Below are 17,543 nucleotides of genomic sequence, written 5' to 3'. Positions count from 1 at the left end.
CGCCACCCTGAACAAGGGCCTATCCCTCACCGAGAAAGACTTCTTCGTGATCTGAACGGAGAGGGCGCCAACAAAAATCCCGGCGTGCGCAGCGCCGGGATTTTGGTTTCGATGAAGAGGCGATGCCGTCAGTCCAGCCAGCCGGGAACCCGATCGAGACCGATCAGGTCCTCGTAGGATGGACGGGGCCGCACCACGGCGTGGTCGTCGCCGCGCACCAGCACCTCGGGCACCAGCAGGCGGGTGTTGTAGGTGTTGGCCTGAACGGCCCCGTAGGCGCCGGCGGTCATGATGGCGATGAGGTCGCCGGCTTTCACCTCGGGCATGTCGCGCGACAGCGCCAGGTAATCGCCTGTCTCGCAGACGGGGCCGACCACGTCGGCGACGATGCGCGGCGTGTCCGCCGAGGCTTCCCTCACCGGCTTGATGTCGTGATGCGCCTCATAGAGGGTTGGGCGGATGAGGTCGTTCATGGCCGCATCGACGATCACGAAAGGCTTGTCGGCGCCCTGCTTGACGTAGATCACCCGGGCGATGAGCACGCCCGCATTGCCGGCGATCAGGCGGCCCATCTCGAACACGAGCTTGAGGCCGAGATCCTTCGTGTGGCGCTTGATGATGGCGGCATAGGCCTGCGGATCGGGAGGCGGCTCGTTGTTCTCGCGATAGGGCACCCCGAGGCCGCCGCCGAGATCGATGTGATGCAGCTTGTGTCCGTCGGCCATCAGGTCGCGGGCGAGTTCGGCCAGCAGGGCGGTGGCGTTATCGAAGGGGCTTAAGCTCGTGATCTGGCTGCCGATATGCATGTCGACGCCGGTGACCGTGATGCCCTTCAGGGACGCCGCCCGCGCATAGACCTCGCGGGCGCGGGAAATCGGGATGCCGAACTTGTTCTCGGACTTGCCGGTGGAAATCTTGGCGTGGGTCTTGGCGTCCACGTCCGGATTGATGCGGATCGAGATCGGCGCACGCATGCCCTTGGACATGGCGACCTCGGATAGCGCTTCTAGCTCGGGCTCCGATTCCACGTTGAAGCACAGGATCCCGCTGTCGAGCGCGAAGGCCATCTCAGGCTTGGTCTTGCCGACACCGGAGAACACGATGCGTTCGCCCGGCGTGCCGGCAGCAAGCGCCCGGCGCAGCTCGCCCTCGGACACGATATCCATGCCGGCGCCCAGGCGGCTCAAGGTCCTGAGCACCGCCTGGTTTGAATTCGCCTTCATGGCATAGCAGACGAGGGCGTCTGTATCGGCGAAGGCCTCGGCGAAGACCCGGTAGTGCCGCTCCAGGGTTGCGCTGGAATAGCAATAGAACGGCGTGCCGATCTCGTTGGCGACACGGTGCAGATCGACGCCCTCCGCGTGGAGGACGCCGTCGCGATAGGCAAAGTGGTGCATCGAAAAGGCCTAAAGCAGCGGATCGAGAATGAAAGGCTTGTTGGGGATCGTGTAGCCCTGGCGGGGGGTGGAGCGCGGCGTCCCGACCGGGGAGGGCAGGGCCGTGTCGCTGACCGTGCTCTCCGGCTGCGCCGCCTGCGCCGAGGCGCTCGGCGGCGGCTCGAGTGCGCCGCGGCGGCCGCAGGCCGAAAGACTTAAAACAGCAAGGCCCGCAACCAGGACCATGCGGGTGAGAGACAGGCTGGACGACATCAGGAGGCTCCGAAACGTGGCCGCACCATAGCGGGAAGCGAATCGAGATGCGAGAGGCAAGGTGTGGAAGATGACAGCCGTCATCGCCACAGGATTGTGACCTGCCAACCGGGGCCGTTTTCCCGCTCGGGGCTTGAGGCCTGAGCCGAAAGGCGCCACATCACGGGCTATGTCGAACGCAGTGAAATCCAGCAAAACCTGGCTTATGGGCCTTGCCGCTCTCGTCCTCGTTGGAGCCGGTGCGGCCTGGTACGGTCTTGCGCCCCGCGATCCCCAGGCTGCGGGCGTTGCCGAGTGCCGTGCCTCCAGGGAGACGGCCGAGCGCCTGAAGCCGCTCGCCAAGGGCGAGGTGGCGGCTGTCGGGGTGAGCAGCACTCCCAAGCCCCCGCCGGTGATCGCCTTCACGGGTCCCGAAGAGAAGCCGATGAGCCTTGCCGATTTCAAGGGCAAGACCGTCCTGGTCAACCTCTGGGCGACGTGGTGCGTGCCGTGCCGAGAGGAGATGCCCGCCCTCGACAAGCTGCAGGCGGAGCTGGGCGGCCATGACTTCCAGGTCGTGGCCATCAACGTGGACACCCGCAACCGCGAGAAGCCGAAGGCCTGGCTCAAGGAGAACGGGATCACGAACCTCGCCTATCACGCCGATCCCGAGGGCAAGATCCTGCAGGTGCTGCAGAAGTCCGGCCATGTGGTCGGCCTGCCGACCACCTTCGTGGTCGATGCTTCAGGCTGCGAGATCGCGCTGCTGAAAGGGCCCGCCGAGTGGGCCTCGCCGGATGCCGTCGCGTTCATGAAAGCCGCGCTGAACCGGCCTTAAGCGGCGAAGAGCTGGACTGGAGCCTCGAAGCCCTTGAGCTGGTAGTCCCGTCCTTCGCCTCGGACCAGGTCGCGCCCGGCCCGTTCGTAAACGGCCCGGGTCACCAGGATCTCATCCGTTCCCGCCGCGGTCTGTGCCCGCGCAGCCGTGTTGACCACGGGGCCGATGGCCGTGAGGTCGCGATGCGCCCGGCCGAACTCCCCGAAGCTGGCGGTGCCTGAGTCGATGCCGATCCCGACACCGAGTTCATTGCCTTCAAGGCCCCTGTTCTCAGCCAGGAGGGTCCTGCGGCGGGCCTCGCAGCGGCGCTGGATTTCGCGTGCCGCCCGCACGGCCTGCTCGGCGTGGTTGGGCTGCTGGATCGGGAAACCGAAGATGGCCATGACGGAATCGCCGATCGTCTTGTTGAGGAGGCCGTCGTACTCCCAGATCGCTTCCGCGCATTCGTCATAGAAGGCATCGAGCAGGGACGAGAGGGCGTCCGGCGGAAGCGTCTGCGACAGGGCCGTGTAGCCCCTGAGGTCGGCAAACAGGATCGAGACATCGACCGGGATCTTGCGGGCCTTCATGATGCGCGTGAACATAAGCTCGCACACCGTGCAGGTGTTAGGATTCATCCGGCTCGGGCGGATGCCGAACATGCGAAACGGCACGGAGGCCGGGCCATGCAGCGGCACGGGAATCCGCAATTGCTGCCAGCAGCCTTTGCAGATCAGCGCTTGGGCGGGCGACATTCTCAAGTCCCCTTCCAGATCGTATGGCGTTCAGATCGACGGGCAGCGGACCTGAACCACCCGGCATCGCTCAACGCCGAGTACAGACGCGTTCGGGACAGGCTACACCTAGGTTAGCCATGGACCAACAGAACGATCGGAGGGCATCTGGGGTAGAATGCTAGGTCGGAACGGCCCCGCCGTCGGGCACGCCAACGGTGCCCGAAAAGGCCGGCTTGGAGAGCCGCCAGGGCCGGTCCATAGCTCCCTTGGCCTCTCCGCGCTGGAGCCGGCGCGGTGTCCCGTCGGCTGTGATCTCCTCGATCACCAGAAAGCCTAGGGCCTGCAGCATCGCGGCCGCTGCCTTGGTGGCCCGGTCGTCGGCCCTCAAGGACAAGGAGCCTGAGGCATAGACCCGCTCCATCAGGCTCTTAGGGTGATGCACCACGGCCGCGCGCGGCTTGAAGGCGACGACGTTCGTCTCCGGTTCCAGCATGAAAAAGCCCCCAATGCGAGCCGCTGCATTCTGTTTGTTGTGAGCAGCGGCTTCGATTCAGTCAGAACAGCCATTGTGCCGGAAACTGAGCCGTTTGCGGAATGCGACATAAGACGCCCCGTGTTCCGGAGGGGCATGTCAGAAAAAGAAAAGGCGGGGCATCGGCCCCGCCTCGATGGATCTCGCAGTGCGCGCCGATCAGGCGCTCTGCTGAACCTGGATGCCCTTTTCGGCGAAGAGCTGCTGCAGCTCGCCGGCCTGGAACATTTCGCGGGTGATGTCGCAGCCGCCGACGAACTCGCCCTTCACGTAGAGCTGGGGAATGGTCGGCCAGTTGGAATAATCCTTGATGCCCTGGCGGACGGTCTCGTCCTCGAGCACGTTGACGCCCTTGTAGGGCACGCCGAGGTAGTTGAGGATCTGGACCACTTGGCCCGAGAACCCGCACATGGGGAATTGCGGCGTGCCCTTCATGAAGAGCACGACGTCGTTGGACTTCACTTCGTTGTCGATGATCTGGTTGGCGTCAGCCATGGGGTTCTCCTGTTCCGCAGCGGTCAAGGCGCCGGGTTCGTATCTCAATTGTCGGGTGCCAGCGTCGTCAATGCAAGGGCATGGAGGGTGCCGCCCATGTGGCCCTGCAGCGCGGCATAGACCATCTGGTGCTGCTGAACCCGCGACTTGCCCTTGAAGGCCGAGGACGTGACGGTGGCGGCATAGTGGTCGCCGTCGCCTGCCAGATCCTTGATCTCCACGACCGCATCCGGCAGGGCGGCCCTGATCATGCTCTCGATCTCATGGGCATTCATTGGCATGGATCAAACTCCTTAGGACCTTCCGGTCACGATTTGCCGGTCATGTAGTTCGGCAGCCAGGCTTCGTGGGCCGCCTTCAATTGCTTCACGGATATGGCCTGCTGGCCGGGCAGAATCAACGCATCGCCCCCGGTCAGGCCCAAGGTCACGGCCGGAAGGCCGATGGCACCCGCCTCGTAGAGGATGTCGGCCGCCACGTCCTCGTCGACCGCGATGAGGTAGCGGGCCTGGTCCTCGCCGAACAGGAAGGCGTGGAGGGGCAGGCCCTCGGGGAAAGCCGTGATCTCGGCGCCCACGCCGCCCGCCATGGCCATTTCGGCCAGCGCCAAAGCGATGCCGCCGTCCGAGACGTCATGCACGGTCTTCGCCTGGCCGGAGCGGATGAGCTGGCGCACGAAGTCGCCGTTGCGCTTCTCCTGCGCCAGATCCACCGGCGGCGGAGCGCCTTCCTCCCGGCCGCAGACGTCGCGCAGATAGATCGACTGGCCCAGCCATCCTGCCGTCGCGCCGATGAGGATGATCGCCTCGCCCTCGCGCCTGAAGGCCAGGGAGGCGTTCACCGTCACGTCGTCGAGGAGGCCGACGCCGCCGATGGCAGGCGTCGGCAGGATGCCCTGGCCGTTGGTCTCGTTGTAGAGCGAGACGTTGCCGGACACGACAGGGAAGTCGAGCGCCTTACAGGCCTCGCCGATGCCCCGCAGGCAGCCGACGAACTGGCCCATGGATTCGGGCCGCTCGGGGCTCGCGAAGTTCAGGTTGTCGGTGATCGCCAGCGGCAGCCCGCCGACCGCCGTGATGTTGCGCCAGGCTTCCGCCACCGCCTGCTTGCCGCCCTCGAACGGGTCGGCCTCGCAATAGCGCGGCGTCACGTCGGTGGTGAGCGCCAGGCCCTTCGGCCCGTCCTCGACGCGCACGATTGCCGCGTCGCCGCCGGGCGTCTGCACCGTGTTGCCGAGGATCAGGTGGTCGTACTGCTCCCACACCCAGCGCTTGGAGCACTGGTCCGGCGAGCCCACGAGCTTCAGGAGCGCCTCAGCCTCGGACATGGGGGCCTTCACGCTGTCGGGCGCGATCACCGGCTGCCTGGGGCTTTCCACCCACGGGCGGTCATAGAGCGGGGCTTCGTCGCCGAGTTCCTTGATCGGCAAATCGGCCTTCACCTCACCCTGGTGCTTGATCACGAAGCGGAGCGTATCAGTGGTCTTGCCGATCACCGCGAAGTCCAGGCCCCATTTGTGGAAGATGGCCTCGGCCTCCTGCTCCATGCCGGGCTTCAGGACCATGAGCATGCGCTCCTGGCTTTCCGACAGCATCATCTCGTAGGCCGTCATGCCCTCCTCGCGGCAGGGCACCTTGTCGAGATCGAGCTCGATGCCGAGATTGCCCTTGGCGCCCATCTCGACGGCCGAGCTGGTGAGCCCCGCCGCGCCCATGTCCTGGATCGCGATGACGGCGCCCGACTTCATGAGCTCGAGGCAGGCTTCCAGCAGTAGCTTCTCGGCGAAGGGGTCGCCCACCTGCACGGTGGGGCGCTTCTCCTCGGACGCGTCGTCGAACTCGGCCGACGCCATGGTGGCGCCGTGGATGCCGTCGCGGCCCGTCTTGGATCCGAGATAGACGATCGGGTTCCCGACCCCAGTGGCCTTCGCGTACCAGATCTCGTCCGTGCGGGCGAGGCCCACCGCCATGGCGTTGACCAGGATGTTGCCGTTATAGCGCTTGTCGAAGCCCACGGAGCCGCCGACGGTGGGCACGCCGAAGGAATTGCCGTAGCCGCCGATGCCGGCCACCACGCCGGAGACGAGGTGCGGCGTCTTCGGGTGATCCGGCTCGCCGAAGCGGAGGAAGTTCAACGCCGCAATGGGCCGCGCCCCCATGGTGAACACGTCGCGCAGGATTCCGCCCACGCCCGTCGCCGCGCCCTGATAGGGCTCGATGAAGGACGGGTGGTTGTGGCTCTCCATCTTGAAGATGCAGGCGAGCCCGTCGCCGATATCGATCACGCCTGCGTTCTCGCCCGGACCCTGGATCACCCACGGTGCCTTCGTCGGCAGGCCGCGCAGATGGATGCGGGAGGACTTGTACGAGCAGTGCTCGTTCCACATGGCCGACACGATGCCGAGCTCGGTGATGGTCGGCTCGCGGCCGATCAGGGTCACGAAGCGCTCGTACTCATCGGGCTTCAGCCCGTGCTCCTTGACCAGCTCCGGGGTGATGGCGACGTCGTTGCGGATCATCGGGGTCTCGCTTCTTTCACCCTCTCCCGAGCGGGAGAGGGTCGCTCGCGTCAAGCGAGCGGGGTGAGGGTTGTGAGCGGAAACGATGAAACTCACCGGGACCGCTTTGAGGAGGGATCAGGACCTTCGCGCCTTCTCATGCAGCGTCATGCCCTCACCCCTGCCCCTCTCCCACCCGGGAGAGGGGTTAAGCTGCGCGCGGAAAACTCGACACGAGGCTCTCGAACAGGCCGCGCCCGTCGGTGCCGCCCACGAGGTCTTCGATCAGGTTCTCCGGATGGGGCATCATGCCGAGCACGTTGAGCTTGGTCGAATAGATGCCCGCGATGGAGTTCATCGAGCCGTTGCGGTTGGCGTCTTGGGTGACGTGCCCCTGCGCGTCCGCATAGCGGAAGGCCACGAGGCCCTCGCCTTCGAGCCGCTTCAGGGTCTCTTCGTCGGCCGTGTAGTTGCCCTCGCCGTGGGCGACGCAGACATCGATGGCCTGACCCTTGGCATAGGCCCGGGTGAAGGCGGTGTCGTTGCGCTCGACCCGCAGGAACTGGCGGTGGCAGATGAACTTGAGGTTCGCGTTGCGCATCAGGATGCCGGGGAGAAGCCCGGATTCGCACAGGATCTGGAAGCCGTTGCAGATGCCGAGCACGAGGCCCCCGCGGGCCGCATGCGTGCGCACCGCATCCATTACGGTCGCACGGCCCGCAATGGCGCCGCAGCGAAGATAGTCGCCATAGGAGAAGCCGCCGGGAAGGACCACGAGATCCGTGCCCTGCGGCAGCTCGGTTTCGGCATGCCAGACCTTCTGAACGTCGGAGCCGGCGGAGTTGAGCGCCCGCAACACATCGCCTTCGCGATTGGAGCCGGGGAAGACGATGACGGCGGATTTCATGTCGGCCTCACGCGATTTCGACGCGGTAATTCTCGATGACGGTGTTTGCCAGCAGCTTCTCGCAGGCGGCCTTGAGCTGGGATTCGGCCTGGGCCTTGTCGGCGGTTCCGAGCTCGATGTCGAAGACCTTGCCCTGGCGCACGCCGTCGATGCCCTCGACGCCGAGGGACTTGAGGGCGCCTTCGATGGCCTTGCCCTGGGGGTCGAGAACGCCGTTCTTGAGGGTCACGGTGACACGCGCTTTCATGGAGGCCTCGGGCTGTTTCAAGATATGCCCCACGCCATAAAGGCATTGGGCTCAAGAGACAACGGGCAGAGCATCGGACCCGAAAGTGATTCTGCACTTTTGGGATGGATCCGATGCTCAATCCTCGAACCTTATGAGCCCAATTCGCGGGCAGCGACCTGCCTGGCCGTTTCACGCACAGCATCCTGGACTTCGCCGATCACCAGCACGACCGACAGGGCCTCGCCCTCGCGCCTGCCGAAGGCAGCCCCGTAGGCTGGACGCCTGCTGCCATCGGCCGGAGCAAGGTCGATGGCAAAGCCCGGATAGCGGCCGTCCGTCAGGCGCTCGACCGTGATGCGGGTCTTGACCGGCTTGGCGCGGCCCGCCGGCGAGCGCAGGGCGCGGGCCAGGCGTTCCGGGTCCTTCAGGACGGCTTCCGTGATGTCCGCGTCCTTTCCCGTCAGACGCACGACGCTGACGGCGAGGCCTGGACCGCATTCGGGCGGGGCGCAGAAGGCCAGCGCGACCGGCTCCGATCGATCCTCGGCCAGCCATTTGCGCAAGGGGAGAGCATCCCAGGACGCATCGACCCGGAGGCCTGCCACCTGCCGGGGGACATAGCCGCAACTGCCAAGGGACAGGCCGAGGGCAAGGATCAGGAGGCTGAAACGCGACAGGCGGAAGGGCATGAGGCCAGTCTATGCGCAAAATCAACGAGACGGGATAGCCTCGTTGGTCAAAGAAAAAGCCCGGCATGGAACCGGGCTTTCGTATCGTTGCAGGGCGCCTGGCTCACTGGACGAGGCGCGGGCCGCCTGTGACCGGATTGTCGTTCTCGGACAGGATGCCGAGCCGGCGGGCGACCTCCGTATAGGCCTCCACCAGCCCGCCCATGTCCCGGCGGAACCGATCCTTGTCGAGCTTGTCCTTGGACTTGATGTCCCAGAGACGGCAGGAATCCGGGGAGATCTCGTCGGCGACGACGATGCGCATCATCTCGCCCTCCCAGAGACGGCCCGTCTCCAGCTTGAAGTCGACGAGGCGGATGCCGACGCCGAGAAAGAGGCCGGACAGGAAGTCGTTGACCCGGATGGCGAGCGCCATGATGTCGTCGATCTCCTGGGGCGAGGCCCAGCCGAAAGCCGTGATGTGCTCCTCCGACACCATGGGGTCGCCCAGCGCCTCATTCTTGTAATAGAATTCGATGATCGAGCGGGGAAGCTGGGTGCCCTCCTCGATGCCGAGGCGGGTGGCGAGCGAGCCCGCCGCGACGTTGCGCACCACGACCTGCAGCGGAATGATCTCCACCTCGCGAATCAGCTGCTCGCGCATGTTGAGGCGGCGGATGAAGTGGGTCGGGATGCCGATGTCGTTCAGATGCTGGAACAGGTATTCCGAGATCCGGTTGTTGAGCACGCCCTTGCCGTCGATCACTTCATGCTTCTTGGTGTTCGCGGTGGTATTAAAGGCGGTCGCGTCATCCTTGAAGTGCTGGATGAGCGTACCGGGTTCCGGGCCCTCATAGAGGACCTTCGCCTTGCCCTCATAGATGCGACGGCGACGATTCATAGGCGTGTACCGAGGTTTGAGAAAATCCATTTGCCGTGGCTCCTGGGGATAGTCATTTTTTAGATCCGCGGCTGGCGTTAAGCGCGGCTTTTTACCGGCGCTCCGCTTGAAGGGGCAACCTATCCGATCCCTCGGGTAAGCACAACGCGGGGGAGAACTGCAGGTCGGCAGATCGATGAAAGCGATGATCTTAAGATGGGGAGCGTCTGGCATCCGCGCGAGTGCGCCCTTATATCGCATGAAGGCCTCAAGCTTAAGGAGAATAACGGAATGACCGCTTTCGACGACCGCAGGAATGCCTTCGAGACGCAGTTCGCCCATGACGAGGACCTGCGCTTCAAGGCGACCGCCCGCCGCAACAAGCTGTTCGGGCTCTGGGTCGCCGAGCGGCTCGGCAAGAGCGGGGACGAGGCCGAGGCCTATGCCAAGAGCGTCGTTCTGGCCGATTTCGAGGAGGCTGGCGACGCGGATGTCCTGCGCAAGGTGCGCCGGGACCTCGACGGCGCCGGCAGCACGATGGGCGATGCCGAGCTCCAGGCCAAGCTCAACGAGCTGACCGGACGGGCCATCGAGGAGGTCAAGGTGGGCCGGTAATGGCCCTCCTCACCTGCTCCGCCCCGCCTCAAGATCTCCAAGAACCAGCCGAAAGGGCGCCATGCCGATCCAACCATCGTTCCCCGAGCGCCTGAAAGGCGGCACACCCCTTCTGACGGCCTGGTGCGGCCTGCCGGATGCGTCCATCGCCGCGACCCTGGCCCGGGAGGATTTCGACGCCGTGGTGCTCGATACCCAGCACGGCTCCATCGATTTCGCCGCGTCCCTCCAGGCCATTCCGCTGGTTGCGGCAGCGGGAAAGCCGGCGATCGTCCGCATTCCCGTGGGAGAGTTCGCAACCGCCTCGCGCTATCTCGATGCCGGTGCGTCTGGCATCATCGCGCCCATGATCAACACGGTCGAGGATGCCCGGCGCCTCGCCGCCTTCACGAAATTTCCGCCCGTGGGCGAGCGCAGCTGGGGCGCCTACGGGGCGCTCGCCCTCACGGGGCTTGAGCCGGGCGAATATCTTCGCACGGCCAATGGTCTTGCCGCTTCGTTCGCCATGGTGGAGACCCGGGAGGCGCTTGCCATCATCGACGATATTCTGGCGGTGCCGGGGATCGACGGAGTCTTCATCGGCCCCTCCGACCTGTCGATCGCCCTCTCGGGCGGCAAAGGCGTCGACCCGACCAGCGCCGAGGTGGACAAGGCCCTGGACCATGCGCTTGCCCGGGTGAAGGCCGCCGGCAAGATCGCGGCCATCTATGCGGTCTCGGGCGCGCGGGCGGCCGAACTCTCCGCCAAGGGTTTCCATATGGTCGCGATCGGCAGCGACATGGCCATGCTTCGCGCCGGAGCCCAGGCGGCTCTGGCGGCGGCCCGCGCCTAAGTTCCGGCAGGACAGGGAAGGCCGAAGGATTGCGCAAGGAAAGGGCCTCCCTGTCCGAGGCCCTCTCCATCGATCCCATGGGCGAGCCCTGCCGACAGATGCCACTGGCAGGGGATCTCCGCGGCACTCAGCGCCTCCTTCGAGAAGAAGAACATCTCCACCGGCACCACGTCGTCCTGGTCGCCGTGGATCAGCAGGATGGGCGGAGCCGTCCTGGCCAGGGGCATGAGGCCCTCCGGCCCTTCGCCATCCTCCAGCACGAGAAGGCCCGAATAGCCCACGATGGCAGCCGGAGGGGTCGGGCGGCGCAGGCCGACGTGAAGCGCCATCATGGCGCCCTGGCTGAAGCCGACAAGAGCGAGCTTCGAAGGCGGCAAGTCATGGCGGACCAGTTCCTCATCCAGAAAGGCGTCCAGACCCGGTCCCGCATAGGTCACGCCGCGCCAGAACTCCCGCGGATCCGTCAGGGTGAGAGGGAACCACTCCCGGCCCATGGGCACATTGCTGCAGTGACCGGGCGCATGGGGAGCAACGAAAGCGGCATCCGGCAGCCAGCCGCGCCACTGTTCTCCAAGCTCGATCAGGTCGTTCCCGTCCGCTCCCAGCCCGTGAAGAAAGACGACGAGCTGCTTCGCCACACCCGATTTGGGGGCAAGGCGTGGACCGTCGATGCTGACCATGAGGCATATCCCCGATCATTGGACAATGCATCGATTGCAGAGAGGAAAAGCCTGGCCGTCAAGCCGGCGCTCCCTCCCGCGCCTTGGCCACCCGGTAATAGGCCCAGAGCACCTTCGCGGCGACCCCGCGCCAGGGCCGCCAGCGCTCGGCCATCACTGTAAGCGTCTTGGCGTCGGGCCTTGTCTCCAGCCCATAGGCCAGGCGGGCTGCCTCCTGCACGGCGAGGTCTCCGCTCGGAAAGGCGTCCGGATGCCCGAGACAGAAGAGCAGATAGACATCGGCGGTCCAGGGGCCGATCCCCTTCACCCGGGTGAGGAGGCTATGAGCCTCGTCGGCCGGAACATCATGGAGCTTGTCGAGGGGTAGCCGCCCTTCGATGATCTCCGTCGCCACGGCCCGGAGGGTCCGGACCTTGCCGGCTGATAGGCCCGCCGCCCGCAAGTCCTCGTCGGACAGCTTCAGAAAAACCTCCGGGGTCGCGGGTTCGAGAATGGCCCGCAGGCGGCCCCAGATCGCCGTGGCGCTCGCGGTGGAGACCTGCTGGCCCACCACGATCCAGGCGAGACCCTCGAAACCGGGCGGCCGTTTGCGCAACTGCGGCGTAACACCCTCGGCGGTCAGCCGCGCCATGACCGGATCGACTTTGGCAAGGGCAGTGAGGCCCCTCTTGAGAACCTGGTCCGTTTCGAGGAGGGTGGCCATTCCTTCGCGCTCCTTCTTTCCCACGCAGGCTCCCGTGACGAAGCCCGTCTTCCGATTCGCACCCAGCCCCAACGGGCGGCTTCACTTGGGCCATGCCTATTCGGCCCTGCTCAATGCCGGTTTAGCCCAGCGCTTTGACGGGCGCCTGCTTCTGCGCATCGAGGATATCGATACCACACGCTGCCGTCCCGAGTTCGAGCAAGGGATCCATGAGGATCTCGCCTGGCTCGGGCTGCGATGGGAGGAGCCGGTCCGGCGGCAGTCGGAGCATTTCGACGATTATCGTGCCGCCTTTCGAACACTGCAGGGCAGGGGAGTGGTGTATCCGTGCTTCTGCTCCCGCAAGGAAATCGCGGAGGCGGTTGCCCGCCGGGAAGCGGAGGCCGGTCAATCCTGGCGCCGCGATCCGGACGGCGCTCCGCTCTATCCCGGGACCTGCCGAGGCCTATCGGCCGGCGACATCGAAGAGCGCATCGCAGCCGGCGAGCCCCATGCCTGGCGGCTCGACATGGAGGCTCTGAGGGAATTCCTGCCTGGACCTCATGGCTACTGCCGGTTCGACCGCGATGGCCATGAAGAGAGGGTGGCGGCAAACCCCTGGCGCTGGGGCGATGCGGTGATCGTCCGCAAGGATACGCCCGCGAGCTATCACCTCTCCGTGGTGGTGGACGATGCGCTCCAGGGCATCACCCATGTGGTTCGCGGCCAGGACCTCGAGGCCGCTACCGATCTTCACGTCCTGCTGCAGGTCCTGCTCGGGCTGCCGACCCCTCTCTATTACCACCATGGACTCCTGCTCGATCCCGTGGGCGACAAGCTGGCGAAGAGCCGCCAGTCGCAGTCTCTGGCGGAACTCCGGGCTGCAGGCGTCACGCCCCGGGATATCCGGCAGCGTCTAGGTTTTTAGGACTCAGCCAACCCCCAGCACGTAGAGCCAGACCAGGGTGCTCCCCAGGGCCAGGAAGGTCGAGAGCGTCACGGCGCTCGAGGCCAGGGCCACGCCCTCTCCATAGCGCTCGGCAAACAGATAGGCGTTGATGCCGGACGGGCAGGAGGCAAAGAGCACCGCAACCCCGGCCCAGACCGGCGGCATCTGAAAAACCTGCGTGGCGAGCAGCAGCACCACCAGGGGATGCACCACGAGTTTCAGGAAGGAGATCAGCGTCGGCAGCTTCCAGCCCATTTGCAGGCCATAGCGGCGGAGCGCAATTCCCATGGAGATCAGGGCGCAGGGCACGGCCGCGCTCGCGAGCAGGTCCATCACCTGCCAGGCGGGAGCCGGCACATAGGCGGCAATCGGCCGGCAGGCGGATCCCGCCAGGATCCCAACCACGATCGGGTGGGTCAGGAGGCGACGCAGAATGAGAAGGGGCGAGGCCTGCCGTCCCTCGGCCAAGATCGTCGCCAGGGTCATGGTGACGGGAAGATGCACGGCGATGAGAAGGAAGAGCGGCACGGCGCCCTCGTCGCCATAGGCCTTGAGGATCATCGGGATGCCGACGAACACGGTATTCGCCTGGCCGGCCGAGAACCCGGCCACGACCCCGGCGACGCCTTTGATGCCGAAGAAGTGCCGGCCGAGGGCGGTGGCCAGAAGCCAGACCACCGCCACGCCGGCGAAATACGAGATCCAGTACCCCCAGGGCTGAACATCCGGGATCTCGGCACGGACCAGGGTGCGGAAGATCAGGCAGGGGAGGGAGAGGGTGAAGACGAACTCGGACAGCCCTTCGCCGACCCGCTCGGAGACGAAGCCCGTCTGGCGCGCGACATAGCCGATGCCGATCAGGCCGAAGACCGGCAGGACAATCGCGAACAGGTCAAGCATTCGGGCTTATCGAAGTTCGGCGCGCTGGGAGAGGCTGACGGCGGCCACGCTGTGAGACATCAGCTCGTCGACCTGTTCGCGCTGACGCTTGAACTCCACCAGACCGCGTCCCTCGAGCTCGCGTCCGCGGGGCAGGCGGATCTTCAGCGGGTCGACGAAGCTGCCGTTGATGATCACTTCATAATGGAGGTGCGGGCCCGTCGAGAGGCCGGAATTGCCCACGTAACCGATGACTTGGCCCTGCTGCACTCGTTTGCCGGGCGTAATGCCCTTGGCGAAGCTGGACATGTGCGAATAGGCGGTCACATAGCCGTTGGTGTGCTGGAGCTCGACCCGGCGGCCATAGCCGGAATCCCATTCCGCCTTGAGCACGGTGCCGTTGCCGGCGGCGATGATGGGAGTACCGACCCTGTTGGCCCAGTCGACGCCGGTATGGGGTCGCGAATAGCCCAGGATCGGGTGGAAGCGGGAGCCGAAGCCCGAGCGCAGGATGCCGTCCGCGATGGGTTTGCGGATAAGGAATTTCTTGAGGGAGCGGCCTGCCTCGTCGAAGAAATCGACGGTGCCGTCGTCGCCCTGATAGCGGTAGACGCGGCGTTGCTCCCCGCCCACCGTCAGCGAGGCGTAGAGAACCTCCGGCGCCCCGTTCTCATCGTCGGAGCCGAAGAAGACCTCGAAGGAGTCGCCTTGCGAGACGCGGCGCTGGAAATCGACGTCGTAGCCGAAGATGCGCACGAGCTCGTCCACGGTTTCCCGGGGAAGATCGTTCTTGAGCGCCGTCTCATAGAGGCTCTCGTATAGGCGCACGCCACCGCGGGCGTCCTCCTCGCCTTCCTCCCCGGCTACGTCCGCGATCCGGCGAGCCGCAGGATCCCCCGGAGGGGTGACTGACACGAAGACGCCGCGGTCGTTGGTTGCGGCAATTCCTTCGATGCCACGCTCGCCGAACGCGATCACGCGCACGATCTGCCGCGGGTCTCCCAGGCGGGGCCCCGGGGCGATCAGGATGCGCAGCCGCTGGCCTTCGGTCATGCCCTCCACCCGCATCCGAGCCGAGAGGGCAGAGGTGATGGCGGCGATCTGCTCCGGAGTTCCCCCGTAGCTGCGAAGAGCCGTCTCGAGGGTCTCGCCCTTGCGGAGAACCACGTCGCGCTCCTCGATGAGAGGAGGCATGGCCTTCTGTTCGATCTTCGGGAGGTCGGTCACGTTCTCCGGCACAACCCGAACCTCGATGGTGCTGAAGGGTGCATCGATCACCCGTGCATAGCCGAGGGCATCGCCCAAGGCCTCCGGCGGCCGCAGCGTCCTCGACAGCATCTGCTGGGCGGGAATCGGCACGGAAGTTCGGCGGCCTGCCTCATTGAAGACCCGGCGTTCCTCTTCGAGGATTGCGAGGACGTCGTTGTCGGTCAGCGACGGGGCGCTCGCCTCGATGGCAACCGGCGCAAGGTCGCGCCGGAGAACCGAGACATCGGCATCGGCGACCTCTGGGGCCGGCTCGACCCGTCCCTCCGTCTCTTCCGCAAACAGGCGCAGGGGATTGAAGGGCGGGATATCGGCCGCATAGGTGCCGGAGCTGAGCGACAGGTTTGTGGCGACCCGCACGAACTGGCGAACCTTGATGGCCTCGCGCTCGCCGTTGCGGATCGTCATCGGAGCCTTGAAGCTTTGGCGCGCGGAGACCGTATTCTCCGTCATGTTCAGCCGGTCGGCCTTGCGGGCCACGTTCGTCGCCCGCTCCTCATCCCTGGCTGAAGAGGTGCGGCCATTGAGGGCTGTGCGCTCGGGAGGCAGCGCCGAGATCGCCGCGCCCTCGAAGGTGATATAGATGGAAGCACCGATCAGGGCAGCGCCCGTGACTCCGGTCAGAACACTGGCGCCAAGCCAGCGCAGATTGACCTCCCACTTGTCGATCTCGGGGGCGGTGTTGCCGCTGCTGTTCAGGGGCGGCTCATGGCCCAGATCGATGCCGGACGACAGATGCGGCGCATTCCTGCGGGCGCCTCTGGCATGGCTGTCATCGGGGGGAAGATGGCTCATGATCCCTGTCGAGTGTCGATGCGGGTGGGTTGCTGTCACAGACGCTAGAAGGTCAACTAGCACAAGAGACGGCAACCACACAGATCAATAGATAAGCTTGTACAGGACGCCAACTCCCTAAAGAAGTCAGGCCCGTCGCGGCTCTGCTTCCTGTCTTTCTGTGTCCGCAGTGAGGCAAGGGCTGGAAAAACCTGTGCGGCAGGCCTGCGGATCGGTGGCTTTCCCGAACTGTCAAAAAACTTTCACAAGCCCGTTGACAGCCCAAAAGGGTTCAGCCTATATACCGCCCATCGACGGCGGCCACTTGGTGGCTGGCGCCAAGAACTTCCACAGAGACCGGGCTGGTTGGGCCCGACTTCGGTCGGGAACAAGGTCTGTTCTGCGGAAGTCTCTTTTATCGATTGCACCGCAAGGTGTTTGCTCTTTGACATTGTTGAGAGGGGAAGAGAAGCGTAGGCGGCGGTGTCCTTGCGGGCAGCTTTTACGAGCTGCTGTAAGATACATCGACCAGTTCTATGCTTTGGTGAGTACACCGCTTCAGTGGAAACGCTGGAGTATGGAGGTACTCTGTCAATTTGCGTAGTGACTATAGTCGAGATCAAATTCTTCAACTTGAGAGTTTGATCCTGGCTCAGAACGAACGCTGGCGGCAGGCTTAACACATGCAAGTCGAACGCATCCTTCGGGGTGAGTGGCAGACGGGTGAGTAACGCGTGGGAACGTGCCCTTCAGTTCGGAATAACCCAGGGAAACTTGGGCTAATACCGGATACGTGCGAGAGCAGAAAGATTTATCGCTGAAGGATCGGCCCGCGTCTGATTAGCTAGTTGGTGAGGTAATGGCTCACCAAGGCGACGATCAGTAGCTGGTCTGAGAGGATGATCAGCCACATTGGGACTGAGACACGGCCCAAACTCCTACGGGAGGCAGCAGTGGGGAATATTGGACAATGGGCGCAAGCCTGATCCAGCCATGCCGCGTGAGTGATGAAGGCCTTAGGGTTGTAAAGCTCTTTCGGCGGGGACGATAATGACGGTACCCGCAGAAGAAGCCCCGGCTAACTTCGTGCCAGCAGCCGCGGTAATACGAAGGGGGCTAGCGTTGTTCGGAATCACTGGGCGTAAAGGGCGCGTAGGCGGCTTTATAAGTCGGGGGTGAAAGCCTGTGGCTCAACCACAGAATTGCCTTCGATACTGTATGGCTTGAGACCGGAAGAGGTTAGTGGAACTGCGAGTGTAGAGGTGAAATTCGTAGATATTCGCAAGAACACCAGTGGCGAAGGCGGCTGACTGGTCCGGTTCTGACGCTGAGGCGCGAAAGCGTGGGGAGCAAACAGGATTAGATACCCTGGTAGTCCACGCCGTAAACGATGAATGCCAGCCGTTGGGCAGCTTGCTGCTCAGTGGCGCAGCTAACGCTTTAAGCATTCCGCCTGGGGAGTACGGTCGCAAGATT

19 protein-coding genes and 1 rRNA gene are annotated in these 17,543 nt (G+C 64.8%); 5 read left to right on the top strand and 15 right to left on the bottom strand.

Features of this window, described 5'->3' with window-relative positions:
* Positions 1-128: 128 nt before the first annotated feature.
* Together lysA and MA07_RS19580 are read right to left on the bottom strand one after the other, a co-directional pair.
* Entirely contained in the window at positions 129-1,397 is a 1,269-nt protein-coding gene (gene lysA / locus MA07_RS19585) for a diaminopimelate decarboxylase (protein ID WP_036355169.1), read from the bottom strand.
* Between the two features lie 9 nt (positions 1,398-1,406).
* Positions 1,407-1,649 carry a lipoprotein gene (locus MA07_RS19580; RefSeq protein WP_152568939.1) on the bottom strand — a complete coding sequence of 81 codons (243 nt, stop codon included), beginning with the start codon at positions 1,647-1,649 and terminating at the stop codon, positions 1,407-1,409.
* 181 nt (positions 1,650-1,830) lie between these two features.
* Between MA07_RS19580 and MA07_RS19575 the strand changes: the two genes are divergently transcribed.
* Positions 1,831-2,466: a TlpA family protein disulfide reductase gene (locus tag MA07_RS19575; RefSeq protein WP_036355902.1), complete on the top strand. Its 636-nt coding sequence runs from the start codon at positions 1,831-1,833 to the stop codon at positions 2,464-2,466.
* Here MA07_RS19575 and MA07_RS19570 read toward each other — a convergent pair.
* The 9 genes from MA07_RS19570 to purC all read right to left on the bottom strand — a co-directional run bounded on the left by MA07_RS19570 (position 2,463) and on the right by purC (position 9,441).
* Complete coding sequence (locus MA07_RS19570) at positions 2,463-3,200, bottom strand: adenylate/guanylate cyclase domain-containing protein (protein ID WP_036355164.1); 738 nt, start codon at positions 3,198-3,200, stop codon at positions 2,463-2,465. The genes MA07_RS19575 and MA07_RS19570 overlap by 4 nt on opposite strands.
* Before the next feature lie 160 nt (positions 3,201-3,360).
* Positions 3,361-3,675 carry a hypothetical protein gene (locus MA07_RS19565; RefSeq protein WP_244445300.1) on the bottom strand — a complete coding sequence of 105 codons (315 nt, stop codon included), beginning with the start codon at positions 3,673-3,675 and terminating at the stop codon, positions 3,361-3,363.
* Positions 3,676-3,873: 198 nt separating this feature from the next.
* Positions 3,874-4,209 carry a Grx4 family monothiol glutaredoxin gene (grxD, locus tag MA07_RS19560; RefSeq protein WP_036355161.1) on the bottom strand — a complete coding sequence of 112 codons (336 nt, stop codon included), beginning with the start codon at positions 4,207-4,209 and terminating at the stop codon, positions 3,874-3,876.
* A gap of 44 nt (positions 4,210-4,253) precedes the next feature.
* Complete coding sequence (locus MA07_RS19555; RefSeq protein WP_036355160.1) at positions 4,254-4,490, bottom strand: BolA family transcriptional regulator; 237 nt, start codon at positions 4,488-4,490, stop codon at positions 4,254-4,256.
* A gap of 26 nt (positions 4,491-4,516) precedes the next feature.
* Positions 4,517-6,727, bottom strand: a complete 2,211-nt coding sequence (gene purL / locus MA07_RS19550; protein WP_036355156.1) for a phosphoribosylformylglycinamidine synthase subunit PurL — start codon at positions 6,725-6,727, stop codon at positions 4,517-4,519.
* Between the two features lie 187 nt (positions 6,728-6,914).
* The gene (gene purQ, locus MA07_RS19545; protein WP_036355153.1) at positions 6,915-7,613 is read right to left on the bottom strand and encodes a phosphoribosylformylglycinamidine synthase subunit PurQ; all 699 of its coding nucleotides are present in this window, start codon (positions 7,611-7,613) and stop codon (positions 6,915-6,917) included.
* A 7-nt stretch (positions 7,614-7,620) separates the two neighbouring features.
* Positions 7,621-7,860 carry a phosphoribosylformylglycinamidine synthase subunit PurS gene (gene purS / locus MA07_RS19540; RefSeq protein ID WP_036355149.1) on the bottom strand — a complete coding sequence of 80 codons (240 nt, stop codon included), beginning with the start codon at positions 7,858-7,860 and terminating at the stop codon, positions 7,621-7,623.
* Between the two features lie 131 nt (positions 7,861-7,991).
* Positions 7,992-8,531 carry a hypothetical protein gene (locus MA07_RS19535; protein WP_036355146.1) on the bottom strand — a complete coding sequence of 180 codons (540 nt, stop codon included), beginning with the start codon at positions 8,529-8,531 and terminating at the stop codon, positions 7,992-7,994.
* Positions 8,532-8,634: 103 nt separating this feature from the next.
* The gene (gene purC / locus MA07_RS19530; RefSeq protein ID WP_036355143.1) at positions 8,635-9,441 is read right to left on the bottom strand and encodes a phosphoribosylaminoimidazolesuccinocarboxamide synthase; all 807 of its coding nucleotides are present in this window, start codon (positions 9,439-9,441) and stop codon (positions 8,635-8,637) included.
* A gap of 240 nt (positions 9,442-9,681) precedes the next feature.
* On the opposite strand from purC, the gene MA07_RS19525 reads away from it, so the two are divergent.
* Positions 9,682-10,005: a DUF1476 domain-containing protein gene (locus tag MA07_RS19525; protein ID WP_036355141.1), complete on the top strand. Its 324-nt coding sequence runs from the start codon at positions 9,682-9,684 to the stop codon at positions 10,003-10,005.
* A gap of 61 nt (positions 10,006-10,066) precedes the next feature.
* Positions 10,067-10,837, top strand: coding sequence for an aldolase/citrate lyase family protein (locus MA07_RS19520; protein ID WP_036355137.1), 771 nt, complete (start codon positions 10,067-10,069; stop codon positions 10,835-10,837).
* Here the strand turns inward: MA07_RS19520 and MA07_RS19515 are convergent.
* Entirely contained in the window at positions 10,834-11,517 is a 684-nt protein-coding gene (locus tag MA07_RS19515; protein WP_036355135.1) for an alpha/beta fold hydrolase, read from the bottom strand. The genes MA07_RS19520 and MA07_RS19515 overlap by 4 nt on opposite strands.
* Before the next feature lie 58 nt (positions 11,518-11,575).
* Positions 11,576-12,220: a DNA-3-methyladenine glycosylase gene (locus MA07_RS19510; RefSeq protein WP_036355131.1), complete on the bottom strand. Its 645-nt coding sequence runs from the start codon at positions 12,218-12,220 to the stop codon at positions 11,576-11,578.
* Between the two features lie 34 nt (positions 12,221-12,254).
* On the opposite strand from MA07_RS19510, the gene gluQRS reads away from it, so the two are divergent.
* Positions 12,255-13,127 carry a tRNA glutamyl-Q(34) synthetase GluQRS gene (gene gluQRS / locus MA07_RS19505; protein WP_036355128.1) on the top strand — a complete coding sequence of 291 codons (873 nt, stop codon included), beginning with the start codon at positions 12,255-12,257 and terminating at the stop codon, positions 13,125-13,127.
* A gap of 3 nt (positions 13,128-13,130) precedes the next feature.
* Here gluQRS and MA07_RS19500 read toward each other — a convergent pair whose 3' ends face one another.
* Together MA07_RS19500 and MA07_RS19495 are read right to left on the bottom strand one after the other, a co-directional pair.
* A complete protein-coding gene (locus tag MA07_RS19500) occupies positions 13,131-14,048 on the bottom strand; it encodes an AEC family transporter (RefSeq protein ID WP_036355125.1) in 918 nt (305 codons plus the stop codon).
* Positions 14,049-14,054: 6 nt separating this feature from the next.
* On the bottom strand, positions 14,055-16,088 hold the full coding sequence (locus MA07_RS19495) for a M23 family metallopeptidase (protein WP_036355122.1): 2,034 nt from the start codon (positions 16,086-16,088) through the stop codon (positions 14,055-14,057).
* Positions 16,089-16,696: 608 nt separating this feature from the next.
* Here MA07_RS19495 and MA07_RS19490 point away from each other — a divergent pair.
* Positions 16,697-17,543: ribosomal RNA gene (locus MA07_RS19490) — 16S ribosomal RNA — on the top strand; the annotation flags it as partial.

This window comes from Microvirga sp. BSC39, assembly GCF_000739015.1.
Lineage (GTDB): Bacteria > Pseudomonadota > Alphaproteobacteria > Rhizobiales > Beijerinckiaceae > Microvirga.
This window is presented reverse-complemented; position numbering and strand designations above follow the sequence as displayed.